Here is a 25,047-nt window from a genome sequence, read left to right on the forward strand (position 1 = left end):
TTCAGTTCTCCTTTTCGCCCGTAGCAATACGCAGAAACCCGATCAGGTCCTGCCGGTCTTGGGCTGCTGTGATACGCTGCATCGGCATCTTTGAACCTGGAATATAGTGATCCGGCCCCAGATCGAACAGAGCATCAATACTATCATCGGACCAGATTATATCTGATCCTGACAAAATGTCGGAATAGGGATAATCGGGCACTGTCCCAGCCCGGCGCCCAAACAAATTGTAAAGGCTGGGCCCGGCCTTGCGCGAGGGGGGCGGCGTCAGCGCATGGCAGATCGAACATTTGCGCATGAACTGGCGCTCACCGTTGGGCATGTCTTCGGGGTTACGCAAGAAAGACCGCGTTGGCCCGTCTACTGGTTCATACCCGTCCAGCAACGCCACGGGCCATGAATATGCGACATCTTCCAGCCCTCCGGCATAAATGGTCTTGCCATCGGGGCTGAAATCCAGCGCCCAGACCGGCCCCCGGAGCATGGCGCGAAAATCACGGGTTATCTGCCAGGTAGCAGTGTCGATCATCATGATGTAGCCATGACCATCGCCCACGGCCAACTGGCTGGTGGCGTCATGATAGGCCATCGACAGGATTGGCCGCCGTTCCAGCGTAAAATCCGCCAGTGTGTCACCCGTTTCGGGGGCTATCACCCGTGTCATACCATCGACCGATCCATAGGCCAGCCAGCCCTCTTTATCGTTCAGAACCAATTCATTGATGCCAAACCCGTGCGACACAATAACCCGCGATTTTGTTTCCTTCAGACCAATCTGCCAATGCCGGATTGTACCGTCAGTCGATGCAGAATAGAGCTCCCCTGCCCCAGAAAACACGATGGCATTCACCCCGGCATCATGGCCAGTGAGGGTGGTTGATTTGAAATGGATCGGGTCTTTCGTTTCGGACGTCCCAAGCGGATCAATAACGCTGCGATGTTCAATCGTTCCGTCCCAACTGGCCGAGGCAATTTCACGCCCATGCTCAAATATAGCGACATTCGTGACCTTGCCACGATGCACAGCGATCTCGCTTGGCTTAGAAAGGGTGGGACTCCAGAGAAGCACGCGAAAATCATCACCCCCAGACAAAAGAATGTCTTTACCCAGAAACAGCACCGAATTCACGGCGGCCTCATGCCCTTCCAGCCAAATGGGTGACCGGCCCTTCCAAAGCCCAACCGAGTTGTCAAAACTTGCCGTGGCCACCTGGCCAGTCTCTGGATTGACGTTGATATCCATGATCGGCCCGCCGTGGCCCTTCAGAGTGCTAAATTCCTGCGCTGCCCCCGGGACAGGCAGGAAAATCAGGCAAAGACTGGCGGCAAGCGCGCGCATTTATTCCGCTGGGGTTGCCTTGCCATCGGGCTCTGCGCCCTTTTGGCTTTGGACTTCTTCCAGCCAAAGGCTGTGGTGCTCGCGCGCCCACTGTTCCTCGACCTCACCGCTGCCCATGGCGTCATAGGCCCCTTCCATCCCGATCGACCCGATATAGATATGCGCGAAAATGATCGCCATCAAAACAAAGGCAATGATCGAGTGCCAAAGCTGGGCCAGTTGCATTTCCTCATGCGGGGCCAGCATCACCGGCAGGTCACCAAAGCCCGCGGCTTGCGGCAAACCAGTGGCGTTCAGAATGCTAAAAGTCTTCGCAAAGAGTGGCAATTCAAAGGGAAAGAGCAACGACAGTCCCGATATTGAAATAGAGGCGCCGAACAGGATCACCGACCAGAAGATCAGTTTCTGCCCCGCATTGAATTTCTTTGCAGGGGGGTGCACGCCATCGGACAGGATGCCGCCGCCCTGGGCCAGCCACCTGATGTCGGTGCGATTTGGCAAATTGTGCATAACCCACATGAAAAACACCATGATCAGGCCCAGCATGAAAGCCCAGCTGACATTGTTGTGAATCCATTTCGACGCGATGGCCATGGTCGAAAATGCCTCGTGTCCAAAGCTTGGGATCAGCACTTTGCGGCCAAACAGTGAAACAAGACCAGTGACTCCCAGCAATATAAACGACCCCGCCATAAGCCAGTGGCCGAACCGTTCGATCGCCTTGAAACGGGTCACCGTGCGGCCGGTTTTTTCGCCGTCGATCTGGATACGGCCGCGCATCATGTAGAACAGCAACAACAGAACCAGCGTGCCGCCAAGTGCCCCGGCCCCGACGGTTGACAGGGGTCCCTCGCGAAAGGCCAGCCATTTCATACCGCCATCCTGCATCAGCACCCGCGCCTCGGGCCCGCCGCTGGAAACGGTAATATCAGCCGTGCCATAGCGCAGCGCGCGCCAAAGTTCAGGGTCTGATGAACCACCCAGCGTTCCCAGTTGCGATGCGATCCCTGCAGCGCTGTCGGGATTACCCGTCGCGGTTCTGCGGAACGTATCGTCGATTTCCTCGCCGCGTTGCCGGGCGAGAATGTCTTCCAGTGTCTGCGCCCCACCTGTGGCGGCACGGCTATCAGGCTCGGCCTGGGCCAACTGATACGTTCCAGCCACGTCTTCGGAAAGCTCTTGCGCATGAGCTGGGGTCAGCAGAGCAAGGAGTAGAACGATTGTTGTTATAGGTTGCATTTATGCCTCCGGCTGCATGCAATGGTGGATTTCCTGACCTGCTGAGACAGGGCTCTGGTGGTATCCTGAAAACCGCGAGCGCCCGATTTCAAGCACTCTTTCCTGCAATTGTATTTTTGAGGAGTTATTTAGATGCGACTGAAGTTTTGTATTATAGCCTGTCACCTGGCGATGGTTCCGGCGCTTGCAAGCGCGCAGAGCCTCGGCGTCGAAAGTGGTGCCGCACGCGATTACATTATCCTTAAGCAGCCTCAGCGAGATCATGAAGTCATTCTGAGACTCAGGCCCGATAATCCCGGAGCTGCCCCCCGTAAACTGAGGTGGGAACGCTGGGATCCGAATGGCAGGAGTTACACCGAAGAAAGGCGCATTCGTTGGCATGCATCGGCGTCCTGCAAATCCGGCATTGACTGGATCAGCATCAAAGGCCCCGGGGGCACCGAAAAACAAACGCTGAACGGCAGCCGCAAAGCGATCGCGGGCCGGTCGAATTTTGAAAGTTTCGACTCGAACGCGCTGGATAACGTTTGTAAGAACTGGGCAAGACAGGCGACCCAAGCCTGTGGCGAGGATCCGACCATAGGGCCGGGTTGCGTGAACCAGAAAACTTTCCATTTCGGACCAAATAACCCTTTGCCTCGTAGTCAGGTTGTTGAGGTTAACGGACGTTGTGAAAACGGCAGCAACCTTCCCAGGCGACAGTATACGCCGAGGCTTGCACTGGAGTGCCGTCTGGAAAATTGACGCCCATGAAAGGAACCCCGGCCCAAGGGCCGGAGTTCCCGCAGCAGCTTTAGCCACCTTTTTGGTCATAGGCCGTTCCCCAACCCCAGGCGCCCGAACCGAAACCGCGCGCCACTACGCGTTCGCGGTAGATAGCAGAGACGATGTCACCATCCCCTGCCAGCAGCGCCTTGGTCGAGCACATCTCGGCGCAGATCGGCAGTTTGCCTTCGGCGATCCGGTTGCGTCCGTATTTCTGGAACTCGGCCTGGCTGTGGTTTTCTTCGGGGCCACCGGCACAGAAGGTACATTTGTCCATCTTGCCGCGGGACCCAAAATTGCCCGCCTGTGGATATTGCGGCGCGCCAAAGGGGCACGCATAGAAGCAATAACCACACCCGATGCAGAGGTCCTTGGAGTGCAGAACCACCCCTTCCTCGTTCTGGTAAAAACAATCTACAGGGCAGACTGCCATACAAGGTGCATCCGAACAGTGCATGCAGGCCACCGAGATCGACCGCTCACCGGGTTTACCATCCTGGATGGTGACGACCCGGCGTCGGTTGATACCCCATGGCACTTCATGCTCGTTCTTACAGGCCGTGACGCAGGCGTTGCATTCAATGCAGCGTTCGGCGTCGCAGAGAAATTTTGCTCTAGCCATATCTCGTTCTCCTTATGCTGCGCTGATCTTGCAGAGAGTCGCTTTGGTCTCCTGCATCTGGGTTACCGAATCATAGCCATAGGTTTGCGCCGTATTCGACGACTCCCCCAGGACATAAGGATCGGCTCCGTCGGGATACTTGTCCCTCAGGTCTTTGCCCTCGAAATGACCGCCGAAGTGGAACGGCATAAAGGCTACGCCCTCACCCACCCTTTCGGTGACCATCGCCATGACTTTGACCTTGGCGCCCTCGGCCCCTTCAACCCAGACCTGTTCTCCATCACGGACACCAAGGTTGTTGGCATCGCGCGGATGGATTTCAACAAACATGTCCTGCTGAAGTTCGGCAAGCCAGGGGTTTGAACGCGACTCGTCACCGCCGCCCTCGTATTCGACAAGACGACCAGACGTCAGGATCATTGGATAATCCTTGGAAAAGTCGTTCTTCTGGATCGAGGCATACATGGTCGGCAGACGGTAATCGTGCCGGTCCTCGTATGTCGGATAATCCGCGACCAGATCGCGCCGGTTTGTATAAAGCGGCTCGCGGTGCAGAGGCACCGGATCGGGGAAGGTCCACACGACTGCACGCGCCTTGGCATTGCCGAAGGGCGCACATTCGTGCTTGATCGCTACACGTTGGATTCCGCCTGAAAGGTCGGTTTTCCAATTGGTCTTGGGTCCGGCGACCGCGTCGATGGCAGCACGTTCCTCGGCGGTCAGATCGCCATCCCAGCCCAGATCCATCAGCATCTGCATCGTAAACTCAGGATAACCATCCTGAATATCCGAATTCACTGAATAGACACCTTCGGCCAGCAGGTTATCGCCATCGCGTTCCACACCAAACCGGGCACGGAAGGTCAGGCCGCCCTCAGACACAGGTTTGGACATGTCATAAAGGTTTGGTGTACCCGGGTGACCCATCTCGGCCGTGCCCCAGCAGGGCCATGGCAAACCATAATAGTCACCATCTGCCGGGCCACCAATCGCTTGCAGCGTTGTCCTGTCGAACGTGTGCTGGTTGGCCATGTGCAGTTTCAGCCGCTCAGGGCTTTGACCAGTGTACCCGATTGTCCACATGCCGCGGTTGATTTCACGCAATACGCTTTCGACGTTTGGCGTGTTCTCGTCTTCCATCTCGATGTTACGGAAGAACCGGTCACCGAAACCAAACTTGTTGGCGAACATGCCAATGATCTCGTGGTCGGGTTTAGACTCGAACAACGGATCAACCACCTTGTCGCGCCACTGGAAGCTGCGGTTCGATGCCGTGACCGAGCCACGGGTTTCGAACTGCGTACAGGCCGGCAGCAGGTAAACGCCATCGGTGCGGTCATGCAGAACGGCAGACACGGTGGGATACGGGTCTACCACGACCAGCATGTCCAGCTTTTCCATCGCCGTTTTCATTTCCTTGCCGCGGGTCTGGCTGTTGGGCGCGTGACCCCACAGAACCATGGCGCGCACCTTGTTGGGCTGGTCCATGTTCTCTGCGTCTTCAAGAACACCGTCGATCCAGCGGCTTACAGGGATACCCTTCAGGTTCTGAAGCGATGTGTTCTTGCCGTCCTTGTCCTTGATACTGTCAAACTGACCAGACAGCCATTCGGGGTCTTCGCCCCAGACGCGGGCCCAATGGCCCCAACTGCCGGCGGACAGGCCGTAATACCCCGGCAGCGTGTGGCTGAGAACGCCAAGATCGGTTGCCCCCTGCACGTTGTCGTGACCGCGGAAGATGTTTGTGCCACCACCCGAGGTACCCATGTTGCCAAGGGCCAGCTGCAGGATGCAGTAGGCACGGGTGTTGTTGTTGCCGTTGGTGTGCTGCGTGCCACCCATGCACCAAATAACGGTGCCGGGGCGGTTGTTGGCCAACGTACGCGCCACGCGGCGCAACTGGCTGCCCGGTGTGCCGGTCACACGCTCAACTTCCTCGGGGTTCCACTTGCGCACTTCATCCTGGATCTGATCCATCCCCCAGACACGGGTGCGGATGAACTCTTTGTCTTCCCAGCCGTTCTCAAAGATGTGCCACAGGATGCCCCAGACCAACGCCACATCGGTGCCGGGACGGAAACGCACATATTCATCGGCATGCGCCGCCGTACGGGTAAAGCGCGGGTCGCAGACGATGACAGGGGCGTTGTTCTGTTCCTTGGCTTTCAGAACATGCAACAGCGAGACGGGATGCGCCTCGGCCGGGTTGCCGCCGATGATGAAGATGGCCTTGGAATTGTGAATGTCGTTGTAGCTGTTGGTCATGGCGCCGTAGCCCCATGTATTTGCAACACCCGCAACGGTGGTTGAGTGGCAGATACGCGCCTGGTGATCCACGTTGTTCGTGCCCCAGTAGGCAGCAAACTTGCGGAACAGATACGCCTGCTCGTTACTGTGCTTGGCCGATCCCAGCCAGTAAACGCTGTCCGGGCCACTTTCTTCCCGGATTTTCATCATGCCGTCGCCGATCTCGCCGATCGCCTGCTCCCAGCTGATGCGCTTCCACTCTCCACCCTCTTTCTTCATTGGGTATTTGAGGCGACGCTCGCCATGGGCATGTTCGCGTACCGACGCGCCCTTGGCGCAATGGGCGCCCAGGTTGAACGGGCTGTCCCAGCCGGGTTCCTGCCCGATCCACACACCGTCGCTGACTTCGGCCACAACCGTGCAGCCCACCGAGCAGTGTGTACAAACTGATTTCACTGTCTCGACTGCTTCTTTTGCAGCGGATTGAGCGTTGGCTTTTGTTACGGTGCCACCTGTAGCACCAATCGCGGCCAGGCCACCTATGGCCAGTCCTGATCCGCGCAGGAATGCGCGGCGGTCAACCGATTTTGCGGCGACCTCAGACAGGATACTTGTCCGCTGGGGGCGTCTCGCAACCCCGTTGGTCTTTTTCCTAAGCATATTTCTTTCTCCTCCCTTAGCCCCATCTCGGGGTTGGGTCCTGATTTACCTCTGACTGTCGGGCCTATCGCAACCAGTCGCCAGCGGGTCTTGAGACGTCGTCCGGAGTGTTAAAACCGGGCGCTGTCGAGATAGGCGCGAGTGTGCGCGGTATCCTGCATCTTGTTCGATGTCAGGTCAGGCTCGGCCGCCTCGGCCGCAGTACCACTGACCGCGGCGACCGCCACGGCAGCAGGCGCAGCAGTGCCAGCCAGCTTAAGAAAGTCGCGCCGGCTGGTCGTGCCTTCGGTCTTTCTGGTCATAAGGGGTCTCCTCCCTCTCGTTGATGGCGGGCTTCCCCGCCGGTTACAGTGCGGTTCAGTCCGCACTCATTCGAAAGCCCTCGGCCTCAATCACCATGAACACCCGGCCGACAGCGCCGACGGATGCATAGAGAACCGAATTCTTGGCTGCTTCCAAATCCGTGAAAAAATGACCGGCCCAAGGGCCGATGTGTTTGTTGTAGAATGTTTTCTGATCGGTCAGTGACGCAGGTTTACCAAACCGGCCGCGGATCAGTCCGGCCATCATCTCCATCAATGAGGCGATGTTGTCCTCGGGTTCATAGACATTCTGCGCCCGTGTCATGCCGCGTACGGCCATGTCCCGTCGCAGGCCCGCCAAAGGCTTTTCATTCAAAAACCCGGTCAGGTAATAGCTGGCATAAGGCAAAAGCTCGCCTCGTCCCAGACCGATGAAAAGCGCGTTGAACTCGCTTTCGACTGTTCGGGGTTTGCTAAGGCCGGCAATCCGCGAGAGCGCGGCAATGGCTGTACCCAGCTCGGTCTCATTCCCCTTCAGCGCTGCGGTCTGTTTCAACAGCGTCTCATCGGGTGGGCCCGACAGGACCAATCCCAGATAATCATAAAGATCGGCACGCAAGCGATCTTCTTCCGCAACTTCCGGTGCCGTGGTTTGATCGCTCATCAATACCTCTTGCTTGCTCATGCCGGTCCTCCAGCCTGATCTTCAAATTCGAAATGCATGCGCCGACGCGGTGCAGTTGTGTACAGGTCTTCGTTTTCGTCTTCGACCTCGTCAACTTCGGCGATGTCCAACGCTGGTACTTGTCCGGCCTCATCGGCCAGCGTCAACGCTTCATCGGTCTCATCTTGCTCGGGCAGCGGATCGGCCTCTTCCGGTGGGTTGGCTTCAAGCTCGACCTGCCGGATCATTTCATCGACATGGGCTTTCATACCCTTCCCGACTTGATAGGCGGTTTGCATATTCTCGATAACCTTGGCGCTGTCGGTGAAATCTTCACCGTAATCCAGCAGCCCGTCAAGATTGGCGAGCGCAGGGTTCGAAAGCCAAAGGCGCCGCAATGCCCGGCGGCGCAGACGGTCGGGCACCGCTTTGGCCATAAAGGCCTTGAAGTCGTCCCCGGGCTGCAGGCTATCGGGATCAGGCAGGCCCAGTTCCTCAAGCAAATCCTCGTCGGATCTTTCTGCAAGCTTGGCCTCATGCAATGCCAGTTCGGCCGCCTCGGCGGCAGTGGCTTCGGCGTCTGCCTCTGCTTCGACCTGCGCCTTGCGGCGGGACCAGAAATCACTTCCGCGGCTCAATGCAACCTTCCTTTACGGATCATTTGCGGTGATCGGTAGACATCGCTCAGCTGAGCGATACGCGGGTCTCCCACGCCGTCCTCTGCCTGACCGACCGTTGTTTTGTCGCGGCGGCGCTTCTTGAAAACCTCATCCTCGTGATAGGCTTCGACAAAGTCACGCACCCAGGCCACCAGCCCCTCGGGCATAGGCACCTTTTCCACGATCTCCTCGCCGCTGTCGGCATAATCCTGCGCCTCGTAGGGCGAGGCCGTGACCAGCACCACATCGAGCGGCGGGCCTTCTGATCCTTCAGTGGGTCGCATGACCACATAGACCGACGGCACCCGCGCCGAGATCCCGTGCAGGTACGCTTCTGTTTCAGCGCCGTGTAATTCCAGTAGGGGTGTGGCTGCATGATAGTCGGTGGCGTCGCCATCACTGCGCAACTCGCGCCAGCGCGCCTGTCCCGCGCCGGGCAGTACCGAGACCGCCTTCCAAGCCCAAGCCGCCCAACGGGTTACCCCGGGCGTCCTCCTTACAACGACCCCCAAGGGCATAGTGGCGTACATATCGGGATTGTGGATCACTTGTAAGTCGGCCCCCAGCTTGACTGACAACCAGATTGGTACAAATTCCATACCACTCAAAGCGATTTCTGGATGCGATGGTGCACATAAACAACTTAAGGACAATTTGGGCACTTGATGCTGGGCAAAGGGGTGACGAGGGACAGTTTGTCCGAAACGGGCAACAACACTGCTTCCGCCCATGCCTCGGCAAGCACAAGCCAAACAGAATCACTAAGGATTATTTTCTCCCAAGGCGGGCTTACCGAATGATTCGAAAACCTGTTTACGCTTGGAACGAATCGTGCCTAATCTTACGCCGCAGCATCCAAAATCCACCCATAAATCCACCACAATCCAGCCAGGAAAAACATGCCTAAGCAATTGATATTGTGTAACTGCTCCGGAACTCAAGAGCTGGATCGCGGCGCATTGGAACAAGTAAGCGGCTTTGCATGCTCCAAGGTGTATTCAGGCCTTTGCACCCACCAGATTGACCAGGCATCCAAGGCAATTGCCACAGGCGACGCAATTATTTGTTGCCGACAGGAACAGCGGGTTTTTGAAGAACTGGCCGCCGAAATTGGCGCCCCCGATCCAGGATTCATCGACCTGCGTGACCGGGCCGGTTGGACATCTGACCCCCGCTCTAAACTACCCAAAATGGCCGCCCTTCTGGCCGAAGCCAGCCTGCCCTCACCTGGTGAGAAGACGCTGGACGTTATCTCGGAGGGTATATGCCTGATTATCGGAGCCGGTGATGTGGCCCTGCCCGCTGCCGGTAAATTGGCCCCGGTGCTGAATGTCACCGTGCTGCTGACAGACAACTGTGATGTGCCAGAAGACCGCGCTTTTGACGTGATCCGGGGTCGGCTGCGCCGCGCCAACGGGGCGCTTGGCGGGTTTTCCCTGCTGATTGATGCCCTGCAGCAGGTTGACCCGGGTGGACGAGGCCCCCTTGGCTGGACCGAACCGCGCGATGGTGGGCAAAGTGCCTGTGACATCATTCTTGATCTGAGCGGCGGCACCCCGCTGTTCCCGGCCCCGGAGAAGCGCGAGGGGTATCTGCGCGCCGATCCGGCTAGCCTGACTGCTGTTTCAGACGCGGTATTTGATGCCTCGCAACTGCTGGGCACATTTGAAAAACCACTTTATGTCGCGTTGGAGCCGCTGATCTGCGCCCATTCGCGGGCCGAGCAGCAAGGCTGTTCCAAATGTCTGAATATCTGTCCTACTGGCGCAATAACCCCCGATGGCGACCACGTCAGCATCGACCCGATGGTCTGTGCCGGTTGCGGCGCCTGTGCGGCGCGTTGCCCGTCAGGGGCCATTACCTATGACGCACCTCAACCCGAGATCATTTTCCGCCGCCTGCAGACACTGGCACAGGCCTATCGCAACGCCGGAGGCAAGGCGCCGCGTGTGCTGGTCTGTGATGAAACCTATGGCCGCCAGATGATCGAAATGGCAGCACGCCACGGCCGGGGCCTGCCGGCTGATGTGATCCCGCTCGAGGTATCTACCCTGTCAGGTTTCGGACATGCCGAGATGCTGGCCGCGCTTGCCTCGGGCTTTGTCGAAGTCGCGCTACTGCTGTCGCCCAACACCGAGCGCGACGCATTGGATATGGAGGTGCCCCTGGCACAGGCGATCGCGGGTGAAGCCAGGATCAGGCTGCTGGATATTACCGATCCGGATGCGCTTAGCGATGCGCTTTACGGCCCGGCAGACCTGCCCGCGCCTTGCACCGATCCGGTGCTTCCGATGGGTAGTCGCCGTCAGGTGGCGCGCCTTTCGGCCAAGGCACTGAACCCCGGCACAGACACCCTGCCACTGCCCGACACCGCGCCTTATGGGGCCGTACTGGTTGATACCAAGGCCTGCACCCTGTGCCTTTCGTGCGTTTCGCTCTGCCCCTCAGGTGCCCTGAACGACAACCCCGACATGCCACAGCTGCGCTTTCAGGAGGATGCCTGTCTGCAATGCGGTCTGTGCGCCAACATCTGCCCCGAAGACGCCATCACCTACGAGCCGCGCCTGAACCTGACCGACGCGGCGCTGACACAGGTGGTCTTGAACGAAGAAGAACCTTTTGCCTGTATCGAATGCGGCGCGCTGTTCGGGGTGAAATCGACGGTGGAAAAGATCATCGAAAAGCTGGCTGGCAAGCACTCGATGTTCGCCACGTCTGACGCGGCCAGGATGATCCAGATGTGCGACAACTGCCGGGTAAACGCACAATTCAACTCTCAGGATAACCCGTTTGAGGGCGGCGAGCGCCCACGACCGCGTACGACCGATGATTACCTCAGCAAACGCCGGGATCACTGATGAACAAGCGGCGCACCCAGGTCGGCCGGGGCGACGTCCGATACATAGGCCAAAATCGCCTCAAGATCATCCAACGTTATTTCAACCGGGATGATGGGCGGCGGTTGGTGGATCGGGAACGGTTTTGTCACCTCGGCAATCTGGGTGAAAGCCGGATGCGGGTTGAGAGCGTAGAAACTTTGAAACCGCACATCCCAATCCGACATCGCGCGCAGCACGAAAAAGGACGGGGTCGATCCGATGGCGTTCATCCGGTTATCTTCGCTGACAACATGACAGCGGCCGCAATGCCGCACCGACAGGGCCCGTCCGCGAACCGCATTGCCCTCAAACTGCACTGCGCCGTCAATCTCTTCTACGGCGTCGGGCAGCGTATAATGTGCGGTGCCGTCCACTTCAAAACTGGTCAGTGTCCGCTGACCCACCTCAGAATTCAGCCAATCTGCAAACCGCGCGGCCCCGGCATGATCCTGCGCATGCAAGCGCAGATGCCATGTGGTTTTGGAATCCGAAAAAACGGGCCGCCCTTTGCCAGACGAAAGGGTGATCTCGGCCTCGGTCGCCTCGGGCACCAACTCAATCCGCACACCGGTTTTCAACGAAAATCGCGGCAGCAGATGTTTCATCAACCCCGTTTCAATCAGCGCATCCGGCACGCTGAGTCGAAAGGTCCGGTCATCGGCACGCGCCAAGGCTGGCATCAGGCCGGTCGCGACGATAACAAGGGCCAATGCCGCCCGTTTAAGGGATGGAATCCAATCGCACATGCCAAAGGGTAGGAAAACCCGGGGGCCTGCGTCAACAAACTTGGAAGAAGGAGATAAAAAATGAGCGATGACTTCAATATGTCAATGCGCAAGTTCCTCAAGCAGGTCGGTGTGACCTCGCAACAGGCGATCGAAGAAGGCCTGCGCAATGCGGGGGATATTGCGGGCAAGGAATTCACAGCCAAGGTTGTGCTGACCGTCGAAGGCCTGGATGTCGAGCATGTCGTCACCGGGACGATCAAAGGACAAAACTGACGTGGCATTGACAAGAGAGAGCGTGCTTGATGCGCTCAAACAGATTACCGATCCGGTCAGCGGCTCGGATATCGTTTCAGCAGGCGTCACCCGGGCACTGACAGTCGAAGGCAATACGGTGCGGTTCGTGCTGGAAATTGATCCAGCAAAGGCAGAGACCTATGCCCCGGTCCGCGATGCGGCTGAGGCGGCTGTAAAGGCAATCGAAGGTGTGGCTGAGGTTTCAGCAATACTTACAGGGCATTCAGCCAAGGCCCCACCGGACCTGAAACCGCAACGCAAGGCCGAACCGAAAGGCCCCGAAAGAATTCCCGGTGTTGAGCACATCATTGCCGTTGCTTCCGGCAAAGGCGGTGTGGGGAAGTCCACTGTCTCGGCAAATCTGGCCTGCGCCCTGGCCGCCGAAGGGCGGCGCGTTGGCCTGCTTGATGCCGATGTCTATGGGCCCAGCCAGCCAAGGATGCTCGGGGTTTCGGGGCGGCCCGCCTCGCCCGATGGCAAAACGATCCTGCCAATGCGCAATCATGGCGTCACGATGATGTCCATCGGTCTGATGACCAACGAAGGTCAGGCCGTGGTTTGGCGCGGTCCGATGCTGATGGGCGCGCTGCAACAGATGTTGATGCAGGTGCAATGGGGTGCGCTCGACTGCCTGCTGGTAGATCTGCCACCAGGCACCGGAGATGTGCCGATGACACTGGCGCAAAAGGCGCCGCTGGATGGTGCGATTATCGTCTCGACCCCGCAGGATGTGGCGTTGCTGGATGCGCGCAAGGGGATCGACATGTTCAACCAGTTGCACGTGCCTGTGCTGGGTATGATCGAAAACATGTCGACGCATATCTGCTCGCAATGCGGCCATGAAGAGCACGTCTTTGGCCACGGCGGTGTGGCAACTGAAGCCAAAAAAATGAACGTGCCTCTGCTGGCCGAGATCCCACTGCATCTGGATATCCGTCTGGCGGCCGATGGTGGCGCGCCCATTGTGGTCTCTAAACCTGATGCGCCTCAGGCGCAGGCTTTTCGTGATATCGCCCGGCAGCTGATTGCCCAGGGGGTGGCATGACCGCGCCTGCTTTCCCGCCGCTGATGTCCGGCCTGGGTGTAGAGGGCCGGATCGATCCGTTCGACAAGGCCTGTGCCATGGCCGCACTTGGCTGCGATGCCGGGTTGATCGTGCACAACATCACCGCCGACCGGATAATGGCGGCTTTGGTCATGGCCCCCGAGGTGCCACTGGAAGACGCGATGGCCATGCTTCCCACTTGCGGTGTCGGCTTTCAGAACGCGCTTGGCGCGCTGGCCCCCCCGGAAGTGGCGGTTCATCTGGAATGGTCCGGTGGCATCCGCATCAACGGCGCGTCGTGCGGGCGGCTGCGCGTGGCGGCTGGCGGAAGCGACCCTGCGGCCCTGCCCGGATGGCTGGTGGTGGGGTTTGAATTACCGCTGATGCAGATCGCCGAACGCCCTGGCGATCGGCCGGATCAGACAGCCCTTTACGATGAAGGCTGCGCCGATGTAGATCCGACCGCGCTTCTGGAGAGCTGGTCGCGCCATACCCTTAACTGGATCACGCGGTGGGACGAACACGGCGCACAACCTGTTCATGCCGAGTGGCGCGGGCTGGCCCATGGCATTGGCGAGGATATCACGCAAAATGGCCTGTCCGGCACCTTCCTTGGCGTCGATGAAAAGTTTGGTATGTTGCTGCGCGATTCCAAGACAACCCACCTGATCCCGCTCAGCACCCAGCTGGAGAAAAGCCCATGAAACTGGCCCGTGCAATCCATTTCGACGAAAGCGACCAACGCGTGTTCCACAGCCCCGCGCGCACCGGAGAATGGTGCATTTCGGGCGGCTTCGAGTTTTCCAACTGGACCGAGGCGGACCTTACCGGCAAGGCACGGCAGGCCTTTTCCAACGGCTGGCTTGGGGTCGAAACCTTTGGCCGCGTTACCTTCGTCGCCATTACCCAAGTGGAAGAGGCCGAGCGCGATGCTCTGAGCCGGGCACTGGCGCAGCATTTCGTGGACATCTACGGCGCCCCTGATCTGGCCGCGGCCCTGCCCATCGCCAACGAGGAAATCGCCCATATGATTGAGTTGTGCGAGGATCACGCCCCAAACACGTTGCTGACGGTAGCACGCGAGCTGACCGAGGCCGGGGTGCGCGAAAGCTATCGCGTGATCGAAGTGCAGGAAGCCGGGCTGGAACAGTTTGCAATCCACGGCAGCCTCGACGAATAAACCCCGCCTCTTCGAAAAAAAAGCAAGGGACACGCCCTTGCTTTTTCTTGGCACAAATACCCCTTGGGGCCCCCGCGCGCCCTACCCTGTATATATCCCTGTCACTCGCTCTTGGCGTTATACGTGAACAGCTGCTCGGCGGACAAACGGTAGCCGTCTATCAGTTCCTTGGCACGGTCCGAAACCAGCCAGGCTTCAAGCTGCATGGCCAGATCGCTTTTGACATGAGCGTGTTTTTCGGGATTCACCGGAATATAGGCATATTGGTTGAACAGCACCGGATCACCCGCATACAGCAATGCCAGATCACCCTTGTTGCCAAAATTCAACCAGCTGGCCCGGTCCGACAGGATATAGGCATTCATGCCGCTTGCCGTATTCAATGCTGACCCCATGCCTGCGCCTACGGCCTTGTACCATGCCCCTTCGGGCGTGACCCCCGCCCCTTTCCAAAGGCTGAGTTCCTTTTTATGGGTGCCACTGTCATCGCCCCGGCTGACAAAGGGGGCTTCGGCCCCTTCGATCATCTGCAAGGCCGCTGCGGCACTGCCGGCGCCACTGATGCTGGCCGGGTCCGCCTTGGGGCCGATAATGACAAAGTCGTTATACATGATCTCGGTCCGATGGGTGCCATGGCCAGCGGCGACAAATTTCTCTTCCGCCGCCTTGGCGTGGACCAGAATGGCATCCACATCTCCTGCCTCACCCAGACGCAGGGCCTGACCGGTGCCGACCACCAGAAGCTGCAGATCAATACCGGTGTCTTTCTTGATTTCCGGCAGCAGCACCTCGGCCAGCCCGGAATTGTGGAACGACGTTGTCACTGCCATTTTCAGGTCTTCGGCCATCGCAGCCGAACCCAAAGCCAGCGCAAAAGCCGCGCTTGCAAACCATTTCAACATACCAAAGTCTCCCTTCTATTCGACTATATCGCCGTTGAGAAATTCCCGTGCCTGGACAGTCTGTGCCGAGTTGAAAAATGCCCCGGCCTGCGCAAATTCGTGTACCTTTCCGCGCAGAATGAAAATCACCTCAGTGGCCAGGCGCCGCGCCTGCCCCATGTCATGGGTCGACATGATGATCCGCGTACCGGACTTGGCGGCAGCCTGCAAAATCTCTTCGATTTCACGCATCGCCCGCCCGTCAAGCGAGGCGCAGGGTTCATCCAGAAACAGCACATCCGGGTCACGGATCAACGCCCGGGCCAGCGCCAGCTTCTGACGCTCTCCTCCGGACAGAACAGTCGCCTGACGGGTCTGTGCATCACCCAGCCCGATACGTTGTGTCCAATCCTTCGCCCGCGCCATCGCCTCGGGTTTGGCCATGTTTGCAAGCTGCAGAGGATAGGTCAGGTTTTCCAGAACGGTACGGCGCAGCATCACTGGCGCCTGAAATACAAACCCCTGCCGGCGCTGTGCCTCGGTTTGGCCGCAGGCCCAGGTCACCTTTCCGGCACTCAACCGGACGATCCCGTGCAACATCTTCAGCAGGCTGGTTTTGCCCGCGCCGTTGGGTCCGATCACCACAGTCACACCCTGACCTTCCAGCGTCAGATCAACCGGCCCCAGCAATACCTTGCCGCGCCGCTGCACCTTTGCGCCTTGTACAGTCAATGGGAACAATTCGCTCACCACCGGCCCTCCGTTTCGGTCCGGCTCAGCCAGTGGATCGCAAGATTGACTGCCACCGCCAAGGCGATAAGGACAAATCCCAGACCAAGTGCCAGGGCAAAATTGCCCTTGCCGGTTTCCAATGCGATGGCCGTGGTCAGCACACGGGTCACCTGATCGATATTGCCCCCGACAATCATGATCGCCCCGACCTCTCCAATGCCACGGCCAAAACCGGCCAGTGCCGCCGTTAACAGGGCCCGGCGGCCATCCCATAGCAATGTTGCGATACGTTGCGTTTGGGTGGTATTCATAGAGATCAGAAGATCATGATATTCCGCCCATAATTCGCGCAAGGACTGATGTGCCACCGAGGCAATCAACGGCACGATGATGATCACCTGCGCAATTACCATTGCTGTAGGTGTGAACAGCAACCCAAGTACGCCCAGCGGACCGGCACGCGACAGAAACACGTAAACGATCAACCCAACCACCACCGGCGGCAGCCCCATCAGGGCATTCAGCACTGCAATCGTCAGCCGCCGCATCCGGAACCGCCGGACCGCCAGAAAGGCCGCCAGAGGGAGTGCGATCGCCGACGCCAGAATCAGCGCCGTCAGAGTCACCCGTAGCGATCGCAGGGTAATACCCACCAGATCCGCATCCAGCGTGACCACCAGCCAAAAGGCCTGGGTTAACCCTTCCCACAACTCAGACATGATCCTCCGCGCGTCCCCCTGCGCCAGCTTCCGCTCCAAGAGTTAGCCACTTAACTTATGGAAAAACAGGGGAAATGCGGCATGTGCCGTCTGTTTTCGCCCCACCCTCAGTCCAAATGGTCAGAATGGGTATCGCCCCCATGTCCACAACTGCAAAGCTGGACAAAAAGGGCGCAATCAAACCTCATTCGCGCAGAATAACCCCCGGATTCATAATGCCAACCGGATCCAGCGCGGCCTTGATTGCGCGCATCATCGACAGTTTGGTCGGGTCACCGTAGCGTTCCAGATCATCCACTTTCAGCCGTCCGATTCCATGCTCGGCCGAAATCGACCCGCCCATTTCATCAACCAGATCATGCACCGCGCGCTTGATCGCGTCGCGTTGATTGCGGTGGTCATCCCGGTGGTGCCCCGCCAGGGGGAAAACGTTGTAATGCAGGTTGCCATCACCCAGATGTCCGAAACAATTGATCCGGAAATCACCCAGACCGGCAATGATTTCGCCTCCCCTTTCAATAAACTCGGGAATGACGCTCATCGGTACAGAGATATCGTGCGAGCTGACGGACCCTACCCGCCGGTTTGCTTCGGGGATTTGTTCACGCACCTCCCAGAAGGCATGTCTCTGCGCCTGGGATTGCGCGATCGTGCCGTCGCTGACCAGCCCCGCCTCGAACGCATCAGCAAACAGAACCTCAAGTGCTTCAGACGGATTCAGCCCACGTGCCAGACCAACATCAATCAAAACAAACCATTCCGGGGCCACCTCAAAGGGCTGGCGCAAATCTGGCAGGGCCTCGGTCAGAAACTCCAATCCGGTGCGGTGCATCAATTCAAACGCGCTGATCGCCTCTCCCAACTGATCGCGCGCCATTGCCAAAAGATTCAATGCAGCGCGCGGGTCTTTCACCGTCATCAGCGCCGTACCTTCGCCTGCAGGTATTGGGTGAAGTTTCAGCGCGGCCGCCGTGATCACCCCCAAGGTGCCTTCCGAACCAATAAGCAGGTTCTTCAGATCATACCCGGTATTGTCCTTGCGAAGGCGTTTTAGCCCGTGCCAGATCTGCCCGTCAGGCAACACGGCCTCCAACCCCAGACACAGATCGCGGGCATTGCCATAGCGTAACACATTCACCCCGCCCGCATTGGTAGCCAGATTGCCGCCGATACGCGCGCTGCCTTTGGCGGCAATCGACAAGGGAAACAAGCGATCCACTTTGCTGGCCGCATCATGAATATCTGCCAAAATCACCCCAGCTTCGACAACCATCACGTTCTCGTCAGGGAAAACACCTCGTATCGCACACATGCGCTCAAGGCTCAGAACAACCGGTGCCGGGCCATTTGCGCTGATCTGGCCGCCCACCAGGCCTGTACCCCCACCGTAAGGTATTATGGGCACGCATGCCTTGGCGGCGGCACGCACAACAGCGGCTACATCTTCGGTGCAATCTGGTGCCACAACGACACCCGCCTGGCCCTGCCAACGGCCGCGCGGCTCTTGCAGATAAGCGGGTGAAATGTCGCGAAAGGCGGCGGGCGGCAGAAGCCGACGCAGATTTGCGACGAAAGCGGGATCAGCAGAATTCAGGGTCATACCCCTGTCCTAGCACGCACGCCGGGACCGTCCAGTCCTTCTTGTTGAAAGCGCGCAGCCCGGTGGTAATTCGGCATCCTTTCAACGCGACCCTCCCTATGGCCCCCGAAATACACGCTAAGGTCGATTTATCTGGACAGACCTTCAATCAAAGGTGAATATACAACCACAGATTAGTAGAATGTGTTTCACCCAAACTTTCATTCCCAAGTTCTTTCAACAAGGAGATTTCCATGAAACCGGTCCTGTTAACGACAGCGCTTTTTGCATTGGCTGGCGGCAGCGCCTTCGCCCAGAACAGCTTTCCCAGCGATTACCAAAATACCTGCGGCCTTGATTCCAGCGGCTTTGATGCGTGGTTTTATTCAGGGTCCGCCGCGCAGAATGGCGCGGTCAGCCCGGCTGACGGGTTTACCTTTCCACCAATAAAGAACACCGATTGCGACTTTTACAAATGGGGGGCGCAGATGTTCTTGTGGCTGACCAGCCCGGCGCCAGGCGATGATCTCGTGTTCGACAGCCCCGAATTCTACGATGTGGTCGCCAATGCTCAGGGTGGGTTCAGTTTTCAGCAAAACAGTACCGAAGCTGCCAATCTGATGAGCCTGCGCAGCGTGAAAGCCGAAGATATCGGTGGAACTGGACAGGCCGGAGGCAGCGATGTTCTGATCAGTCAGAAAGGCTCTCTCAACTATTACGGCATCCACACCAACGATATCTATGCCCAGTACCTGACCGGACAGAAAACCGGAAAATTCACCGGCACGCCCATTGCCGAAAACTTTCCCACGACCGAAGCAGACATGGCACTCATCGCGGCCTATGTTGGCCATGATCTGGCAAATCCGCAGGCCATGACGATGGAACTCAAGACCTCATGGGTGGATGCCTCAACGGTCGATGCTGCAGAATTTGTCACCATGAAAGCCCAGGTTCCGGCCTATACCAAAACGTCCGACACCACCTGGACGCGGAATGGATCGGAAACACTTGAACTGGCGCTGGTCGGAATGCACATCGTTGCCCCCGTGAATGGCCACCCCGAACTGGTCTGGATCAGTTTCGAGCATATCAGCAATGCGCCAAATGCCGAATTTTACTATCTCAACCAGCAGGGCACGGCGACATCGCAGGCTTATGACAGTACCGGCAACTGGACATTTCTGCCATCAGGTGCAGCCCAGCCCGCTGCTGTGACAACAGTGGCCAGCGTCGACAGTTCCGGCAATATCACCGCTGACAAGGGCAGCACGATTGTCCCGGTCGATGTGGTTCAGGAAAACCCCTGGGGCAACAGCCCCGCAGAGACAACCGAGGTTGAAAGCAATACCGATCTGGTTTCGCTGAATGCCACGGTTCTGGGCATGCTGGCGAAACTGGGGGATGTACGCGGCAATTACTACCAGCTGGGCGGCATCTGGACGGCTGAGGGCCAGATACCAACCAGCGGCACAGATGCGAACATCCGCGGCGGTCTGCGGCTGGCCAATTCCACGATGGAAACATTCCACCAGTACCCGGATACCAACAACGGGTTTCAGTCTGAAAACTGTTTTACCTGCCACAACGTAAGCAGCAGTAGTGACGGCATCAAAATCAGCCACATCTTTGGTGGCTTGTCCCCTCTTTCCAAATAAACATGGCATGGCCCCGGCCAAACCGGGGCCTTCCTATTCTTCCGCATCGCGCAAATAACGCGGTCGAAGTACCACAACAGTAGGTTGGGAGGGCAAAGAGCGTAGTGAAATTTCGATCTCGCTGCCGCCCTCATTCACAATCGGAAAATCAGGCGCCATCCCCGCCAGGAAACGCCCCAGCGTACCATCGCCAAACCAGTGCATGGGAATGATGATTCTGGCCCTGAGCCGCCGCAGCACCTTCATCATCGTGGGCAGGTCAAGTGTCATACCTCCGTCCACCGCCGCCATGACAACATCCATACGCCCAAGGGCTGCGTATTGTTCGTCTGTCGGCTCGTGATGCAGATGGCCAAGATGCCCGATGCACAGGCCTGCCGCCTCGAATACGAAAATCGAGTTACCCTTGGGTTCGATCCCGCCACCAAAGGACCGGATATCGGTTGGCACATTGCGGATCAGCATGTCCTCCAGATCAAGGTGGTGTTCGATGCCCTGACCAAATTCACCCCAGCCGGGCAGGACATTGGGAATTTCAGGATCCGGATAGGCTGTCCAATGGGTGTCATGGGCGTGGTTCATCGTAACCGCATCCGGGGTGAAATCCACGTTGCCGATGAACCCGGTAAAATCCGTTACAGCACTTCTTTGTCCCGCCTGAATCAGGAAAGACGCATGCGCGATATAACTGATGCGCACTGAAAATTCGGGCAGCGGATCGCTGAAGGCGGCCTTCTGCAGATACTCTAACCCCGGGGCGCTTTGCGAAATGGCAATGCAATGGCTGGGCCGACGTTCCTGCGCGGCAGCGGGCGGTACCAACATTATCAGAACAAGGATAAAACGTATCATGGCAGCATACCTCCTTGTCCCACCAAGGTAGCACACAAACCCCATCCGTCACCCCTAAAGGATTGGCTTATCCGGCTTCGGTGCGTCCACGCCGGTCCATCCTGAGCGACGCATAGAGCACATGGGTGCGCCAGCGACCGTCGATTTGCAGATAGCTTTGTGCGACACCTTCGTATTTGAACCCGCTTTTTTCCAGCAAGGCACGCGAGGCCTTGTTCTCCGGCAGGCAGGCGGCCTCGATCCGGCTCAGATCCAAACGCTCGAACGCATAATGCACCATGCCCAATATGGCCTCTTTCATATAACCCTGCCGCGCAAAGGGCGCGCCGATCCAATATCCCAGGGTGCCCGCCTGAGACGGGCCGCGCCGAATATTGTCCAGGGTGATCGCGCCCAGCAAAACCTGATCTTCACGCCGGATCAGGAAAAGCGGTACGGCCGAACCGTTGGAGATCGAACGCTGCGCCCAATAGACCCGGTTGGTGAAACCCTTGCGTGCCAGATGATCCCGGGCCCAGCTTGGTTCCCAGGGGGTCAGGAAATCTGCACTTGTCGTGCGCAGGCTGCTCCAATCGCGAAAATCATTCATCACCGGCTGGCGCAGGGTCATGCGCTCGGTCTCGATCCGCAGCTTACGGCGCGGGATAAACATCAGGCTGCGCGCCTTTCCTGCAATGCCTCCAGCGTGGGCGCATTCCCGACCGGACCATAAAGTGCCATCGCCGCAGGGGCGCGTGCCGCTATCTGCTCGGCCAATGCTGAAACATCTTTTAGTCCTACCGCATCGATCCGTTCAACGACTTCTTCCAGCGCAGGCACCCGGCCCCAGATTTGCAACATCCGCGCCAGACGTTCGGCCCGGTTGCTGGGGCTTTCCAACCCCATCAACAGACCCGCTTTCATCTGAGCCCGGGCGCGCTCGACTTCCTCTGCGCTCATGTCATCTGCCGCGCGTTTCATCTCATCGACAGTGATCCGGGCCAGTTCCGGCATCTGCTCGGCCGAGGTGCCGGCATAGATCGTGGTCATGCCCGTGTCAGAATAGGCCCCGGCCTGCGCGTAAATAGTGTAACAAAGGCCCCGCTTCTCGCGGATCTCCTGAAACAGGCGTGACGACATGCTGCCTCCAAGCGCACTGGCATATATCTGCGCCGTATATATCTGCGGATCGGCATAATCCGGGCTTTCAAAGGCAAGCGCGAAATGCGCCTGTTCCAGATCCTTGATGTGACGGCTTTCGCCGCCCATGAAACGTGCGACCGGTGGCTCGATCACTGCACTGGGCACCATGTCACCGAACATCTTTTCAGCCAAACGCACCAGCGCATCGTGATCCACCGCCCCCGCCGCCGACAGGATCATTTGCCCGGGCCGATAATACTGTTCGACGAACCCTTCCAGATCGTGGCGCGCAAAGGCCTTGATCCGCTCTTCCGGCCCAAGAATGGTGCGGCCAAGTGGGTGATCGGGATATGCCTCTTCCTGCAACCAGTCAAAGATGATGTCGTCGGGCGTATCCAGCGCCTGACCGATCTCCTGCAGGATAACGCCCCGCTCGACCTCGATCTCGCGGGCGTCAAAGATCGGGTTGCGCAGAATATCCGCTACCACGTCCAGCGCCAGCGCCACATCGTCCTTCAACACGCGCGCGTAATAGGCCGTGACCTCGCGGCTGGTATAAGCGTTGATATACCCTCCCACGTCCTCGATCGCCTCTGCAATCTCAAGCGCGGTGCGCCGTTTGGTGCCCTTGAACGCCATGTGCTCCAGAAAGTGCGCGATGCCGTTCTGCTGTGCCGTTTCATGACGTGCGCCTGCCAGCACCCACACGCCAATCGCCGCAGACTGAAGCCCCGGCATATGTTCGGTGACGATGCGAAAGCCGTTGGGCAGCGTGGTAAGGTTGACGGTCAATTCCCGGTCCGTTCTCTGATCAGTGTCTCAAGCGCGTCCAGATCGTTTTCAACCCGGGTTACGCGTTCGTCCCGCTCATACAGGTCCGACATGCGATCGGGCAAGGGGGGATGCACACCGCTCGAGTCTTCTACCGCAGCCGGAAATTTGGCCGGATGCGCCGTCGCCAGCGTGATCATCGGCGTTCCCGCCACGCGCTGCTCCTTGGCCACCTTCACGCCCACGGCAGAATGCGGACACAGCAACTCACCGGTACGGGCATAGGCCTCGCGTATCGTTGTACGGGTTTCCTCTTCGCTGCAACGCCCACTGTCGAAGTTTTCACGCAACACCTGCAAGGCACCCTGGCTGACATTGAACCCGCCCGCCTTCAGTTCATCCATCAACTGGCTGACAGCATTGCCATCACGCCCGTATGCCTCGAACAAGGCCCGCTCAAAGTTCGAGCTGACCTGAATATCCATGGAAGGGCTGATCGAAGGCACGACACCATCCGGCTTGTATTCCCCCCCGCTCAGGCAACGATGCAGGATGTCATTCTGGTTCGTCGCTACCACAAGCCGGTCAATTGGAAGGCCCATGCGTTTGGCGATGTAGCCGGCAAAAATGTCGCCGAAATTGCCCGTCGGCACCGTAAAGCTAACCTTCCTGTGCGGTGCGCCAAGCGACACTGCTGAAGTGAAATAGTAAACCACCTGCGCCAGCACGCGTGCCCAGTTGATGCTGTTGACACCTGCCAGCCCCACCGCATCGCGGAACTCGAAATCGTTGAACATATCTTTTAGCCGCGCCTGGCAGTCGTCAAAATGCCCATCCATTGCCAGTGCGTGCACGTTCGACTCGGAAGGTGTTGTCATCTGACGGCGCTGCACCTCGGACACCCGGCCATGCGGATAAAGGATAAAAACATCCACTGCCTTCAGACCGCGGAACGCCTCGATTGCGGCGCTGCCTGTGTCGCCGCTGGTCGCGCCGACAATACATACCCGTCGCCCGTTGCGCTTCAGCGCCGCCTCAAACAACTGACCGATCAGTTGCATGGCAAAATCCTTGAATGCCAACGTCGGGCCATGGAACAATTCCAGCAGAAAATGCCCGCTATCCAACTGCACCAGCGGCGCGCGCGCGGCGTGACCGAACCCGGCATAGGCCTTGGCAATGATCTGATTGAATTCGTCATCGTTGAACGTGTCGCCAATGAACGGCCGCATCACCCTGAATGCTGCCTCTTCGTAGGACAAGCCTTCCAGCGCCGCGATATCGGCGTGGCTCATCTGTGGAATGGTCTCCGGAACGTAAAGCCCGCCGTCGCGCGCCAACCCGGTCAGCATTGCCTCTTCAAAGTTCAATACGGGCGCCTGACCCCTTGTCGAAATGTATTTCACGTCACATCGCCTTTCTTGGTAGGGGTCGTCCGCCACAGGAAGTATCCGGTCATCGCCAGCCAGATCGCCGCCAGTGAAAACCAGGTGATTGCATAACTCAGGTGATCGTTTGGAATGCCGCTTGTGTCCACGGGCAGTGGCGTCAAACTCGGGTCCGTTTCCGACTTCTGGCTGGCCACCACCAGCAAAACCTGTTCAGTCTTCAGTGCGCGGGCCATCTTGGGCACATCACGGGCAAACCAGATGTTTTTGGACAGATCAGGTTCAGGCGTGTAGCCATCCGTCTCGTCGGGCCAGTGCAGATTACCGATCAGGGTTTCATGGGTCTGAGCCCGGGGTGTGTCAATCTTGTCTGCAGTGACAAAACCACGGTCCACCATGATCCGGCGGCCCTGCACCTCGAACGGTTGAATGATCCGGTATCCGGCGCCGACCTGTTTCTGGCTGACCAGCACGTGCAGTTCTGGTCCCGCCAATACGCCGCTGACCTTTACCGGCAGATAGCGATCATTAACCGGATCGGGCTTTGCTGGCAGATCAACGGGGGCGGCGGCTATCCGGGCTTCGATATCGGCCAGAACAGCCTCTTTCCATGCCAGCCTTTGCACCTGCCAAACCCCAAGCGAGATCAGCACAGCCGCCCCGGCCAGTCCAAAAACTAAGGGGATGATGATACGGCGCAAACCTGAACGCTCCGGGTTGAA

The 25,047-nt window shown here is 58.3% G+C and carries 25 protein-coding genes; 7 read left to right on the forward strand and 18 right to left on the reverse strand.

Annotated elements, in window-relative coordinates:
* Position 1: 1 nt before the first annotated feature.
* Together PEL8287_RS09850 and PEL8287_RS09855 are read right to left on the reverse strand one after the other, a co-directional pair.
* Entirely contained in the window at positions 2 to 1,339 is a 1,338-nt protein-coding gene (locus PEL8287_RS09850) for a c-type cytochrome (RefSeq protein WP_085892205.1), read from the reverse strand.
* Positions 1,340 to 2,578: a formate dehydrogenase subunit gamma gene (locus PEL8287_RS09855; protein WP_085892206.1), complete on the reverse strand. Its 1,239-nt coding sequence runs from the start codon at positions 2,576 to 2,578 to the stop codon at positions 1,340 to 1,342.
* Between the two features lie 132 nt (positions 2,579 to 2,710).
* Here PEL8287_RS09855 and PEL8287_RS19775 point away from each other — a divergent pair, with 132 nt between their 5' ends.
* A complete protein-coding gene (locus PEL8287_RS19775) occupies positions 2,711 to 3,322 on the forward strand; it encodes a hypothetical protein (RefSeq protein WP_139837761.1) in 612 nt (203 codons plus the stop codon).
* Between the two features lie 49 nt (positions 3,323 to 3,371).
* Here the strand turns inward: PEL8287_RS19775 and fdh3B are convergent, their stop codons facing one another.
* The 6 genes from fdh3B to PEL8287_RS09890 all read right to left on the reverse strand — a co-directional run bounded on the left by fdh3B (position 3,372) and on the right by PEL8287_RS09890 (position 9,015).
* Positions 3,372 to 3,965 carry a formate dehydrogenase FDH3 subunit beta gene (gene fdh3B / locus PEL8287_RS09865; protein WP_085892208.1) on the reverse strand — a complete coding sequence of 198 codons (594 nt, stop codon included), beginning with the start codon at positions 3,963 to 3,965 and terminating at the stop codon, positions 3,372 to 3,374.
* Between the two features lie 12 nt (positions 3,966 to 3,977).
* Entirely contained in the window at positions 3,978 to 6,872 is a 2,895-nt protein-coding gene (locus PEL8287_RS09870; RefSeq protein ID WP_085892209.1) for a formate dehydrogenase subunit alpha, read from the reverse strand.
* A 110-nt stretch (positions 6,873 to 6,982) separates the two neighbouring features.
* Positions 6,983 to 7,174, reverse strand: coding sequence for a twin-arginine translocation signal domain-containing protein (locus PEL8287_RS09875; RefSeq protein ID WP_085892210.1), 192 nt, complete (start codon positions 7,172 to 7,174; stop codon positions 6,983 to 6,985).
* 55 nt (positions 7,175 to 7,229) lie between these two features.
* The gene (locus PEL8287_RS09880; RefSeq protein ID WP_085892211.1) at positions 7,230 to 7,859 is read right to left on the reverse strand and encodes a TorD/DmsD family molecular chaperone; all 630 of its coding nucleotides are present in this window, start codon (positions 7,857 to 7,859) and stop codon (positions 7,230 to 7,232) included.
* On the reverse strand, positions 7,856 to 8,476 hold the full coding sequence (locus PEL8287_RS09885) for a DUF3306 domain-containing protein (protein ID WP_085892212.1): 621 nt from the start codon (positions 8,474 to 8,476) through the stop codon (positions 7,856 to 7,858). Before PEL8287_RS09885 ends, PEL8287_RS09880 begins: the two co-directional genes overlap by 4 nt.
* Positions 8,473 to 9,015: a DUF3305 domain-containing protein gene (locus PEL8287_RS09890; protein ID WP_085892335.1), complete on the reverse strand. Its 543-nt coding sequence runs from the start codon at positions 9,013 to 9,015 to the stop codon at positions 8,473 to 8,475. Before PEL8287_RS09890 ends, PEL8287_RS09885 begins: the two co-directional genes overlap by 4 nt.
* Positions 9,016 to 9,396: 381 nt before the next feature.
* Between PEL8287_RS09890 and PEL8287_RS09895 the strand changes: the two genes are divergently transcribed.
* Entirely contained in the window at positions 9,397 to 11,355 is a 1,959-nt protein-coding gene (locus PEL8287_RS09895) for a 4Fe-4S binding protein (protein ID WP_085892213.1), read from the forward strand.
* On the opposite strand, the gene PEL8287_RS09900 is transcribed toward PEL8287_RS09895, so the two are convergent.
* Positions 11,349 to 12,086 (reverse strand): hypothetical protein, encoded by a 738-nt coding sequence (locus PEL8287_RS09900; RefSeq protein ID WP_235862269.1) that lies wholly within the window; start codon positions 12,084 to 12,086, stop codon positions 11,349 to 11,351. The genes PEL8287_RS09895 and PEL8287_RS09900 overlap by 7 nt on opposite strands.
* 96 nt (positions 12,087 to 12,182) lie before the next feature.
* Between PEL8287_RS09900 and PEL8287_RS09905 the strand changes: the two genes are divergently transcribed.
* The 4 genes from PEL8287_RS09905 to PEL8287_RS09920 are packed head-to-tail and all read left to right on the forward strand — an operon-like array spanning position 12,183 to position 14,623.
* Positions 12,183 to 12,377 (forward strand): DUF6494 family protein, encoded by a 195-nt coding sequence (locus PEL8287_RS09905; protein WP_085892215.1) that lies wholly within the window; start codon positions 12,183 to 12,185, stop codon positions 12,375 to 12,377.
* 1 nt (position 12,378) lies between these two features.
* Positions 12,379 to 13,443, forward strand: coding sequence for an iron-sulfur cluster carrier protein ApbC (apbC, locus tag PEL8287_RS09910; protein WP_085892216.1), 1,065 nt, complete (start codon positions 12,379 to 12,381; stop codon positions 13,441 to 13,443).
* Positions 13,440 to 14,147, forward strand: a complete 708-nt coding sequence (locus tag PEL8287_RS09915) for a biotin/lipoate--protein ligase family protein (protein ID WP_085892217.1) — start codon at positions 13,440 to 13,442, stop codon at positions 14,145 to 14,147. The genes apbC and PEL8287_RS09915 overlap by 4 nt, the downstream gene beginning before the upstream one ends.
* Entirely contained in the window at positions 14,144 to 14,623 is a 480-nt protein-coding gene (locus PEL8287_RS09920) for a DUF6505 family protein (protein ID WP_085892218.1), read from the forward strand. The genes PEL8287_RS09915 and PEL8287_RS09920 overlap by 4 nt, the downstream gene beginning before the upstream one ends.
* 101 nt (positions 14,624 to 14,724) lie before the next feature.
* Here PEL8287_RS09920 and PEL8287_RS09925 read toward each other — a convergent pair whose 3' ends face one another.
* From PEL8287_RS09925 to PEL8287_RS09940, 4 genes are all read right to left on the reverse strand, one after another.
* Entirely contained in the window at positions 14,725 to 15,525 is an 801-nt protein-coding gene (locus tag PEL8287_RS09925; RefSeq protein ID WP_085892219.1) for an ABC transporter substrate-binding protein, read from the reverse strand.
* A 15-nt stretch (positions 15,526 to 15,540) separates the two neighbouring features.
* Positions 15,541 to 16,254 carry an ATP-binding cassette domain-containing protein gene (locus tag PEL8287_RS09930; protein WP_085892220.1) on the reverse strand — a complete coding sequence of 238 codons (714 nt, stop codon included), beginning with the start codon at positions 16,252 to 16,254 and terminating at the stop codon, positions 15,541 to 15,543.
* Positions 16,251 to 16,955: an ABC transporter permease gene (locus PEL8287_RS20015; protein WP_085892221.1), complete on the reverse strand. Its 705-nt coding sequence runs from the start codon at positions 16,953 to 16,955 to the stop codon at positions 16,251 to 16,253. The genes PEL8287_RS09930 and PEL8287_RS20015 overlap by 4 nt, the downstream gene beginning before the upstream one ends.
* 184 nt (positions 16,956 to 17,139) lie before the next feature.
* Positions 17,140 to 18,555: an FAD-binding oxidoreductase gene (locus tag PEL8287_RS09940; RefSeq protein ID WP_085892222.1), complete on the reverse strand. Its 1,416-nt coding sequence runs from the start codon at positions 18,553 to 18,555 to the stop codon at positions 17,140 to 17,142.
* Between the two features lie 233 nt (positions 18,556 to 18,788).
* Between PEL8287_RS09940 and PEL8287_RS09945 the strand changes: the two genes are divergently transcribed.
* Positions 18,789 to 20,192, forward strand: coding sequence for a hypothetical protein (locus PEL8287_RS09945; RefSeq protein ID WP_085892223.1), 1,404 nt, complete (start codon positions 18,789 to 18,791; stop codon positions 20,190 to 20,192).
* Between the two features lie 33 nt (positions 20,193 to 20,225).
* On the opposite strand, the gene PEL8287_RS09950 is transcribed toward PEL8287_RS09945, so the two are convergent.
* The 5 genes from PEL8287_RS09950 to PEL8287_RS09970 form a co-directional block, all read right to left on the reverse strand.
* The gene (locus tag PEL8287_RS09950; RefSeq protein WP_085892224.1) at positions 20,226 to 21,044 is read right to left on the reverse strand and encodes an MBL fold metallo-hydrolase; all 819 of its coding nucleotides are present in this window, start codon (positions 21,042 to 21,044) and stop codon (positions 20,226 to 20,228) included.
* Positions 21,045 to 21,111: 67 nt separating this feature from the next.
* Positions 21,112 to 21,696, reverse strand: a complete 585-nt coding sequence (locus PEL8287_RS09955) for a GNAT family N-acetyltransferase (protein WP_176228610.1) — start codon at positions 21,694 to 21,696, stop codon at positions 21,112 to 21,114.
* Positions 21,696 to 22,958 carry a M16 family metallopeptidase gene (locus PEL8287_RS09960; protein ID WP_085892226.1) on the reverse strand — a complete coding sequence of 421 codons (1,263 nt, stop codon included), beginning with the start codon at positions 22,956 to 22,958 and terminating at the stop codon, positions 21,696 to 21,698. Before PEL8287_RS09960 ends, PEL8287_RS09955 begins: the two co-directional genes overlap by 1 nt.
* Complete coding sequence (gene thrC, locus PEL8287_RS09965; RefSeq protein WP_085892227.1) at positions 22,955 to 24,343, reverse strand: threonine synthase; 1,389 nt, start codon at positions 24,341 to 24,343, stop codon at positions 22,955 to 22,957. Before thrC ends, PEL8287_RS09960 begins: the two co-directional genes overlap by 4 nt.
* Positions 24,340 to 25,026 (reverse strand): SURF1 family protein, encoded by a 687-nt coding sequence (locus tag PEL8287_RS09970; protein ID WP_085892228.1) that lies wholly within the window; start codon positions 25,024 to 25,026, stop codon positions 24,340 to 24,342. Before PEL8287_RS09970 ends, thrC begins: the two co-directional genes overlap by 4 nt.
* Positions 25,027 to 25,047: the final 21 nt, after the last annotated feature.

Source organism: Roseovarius litorisediminis (genome assembly GCF_900172295.1).
GTDB classification, from domain to species: Bacteria; Pseudomonadota; Alphaproteobacteria; order Rhodobacterales; family Rhodobacteraceae; genus Roseovarius; species Roseovarius litorisediminis.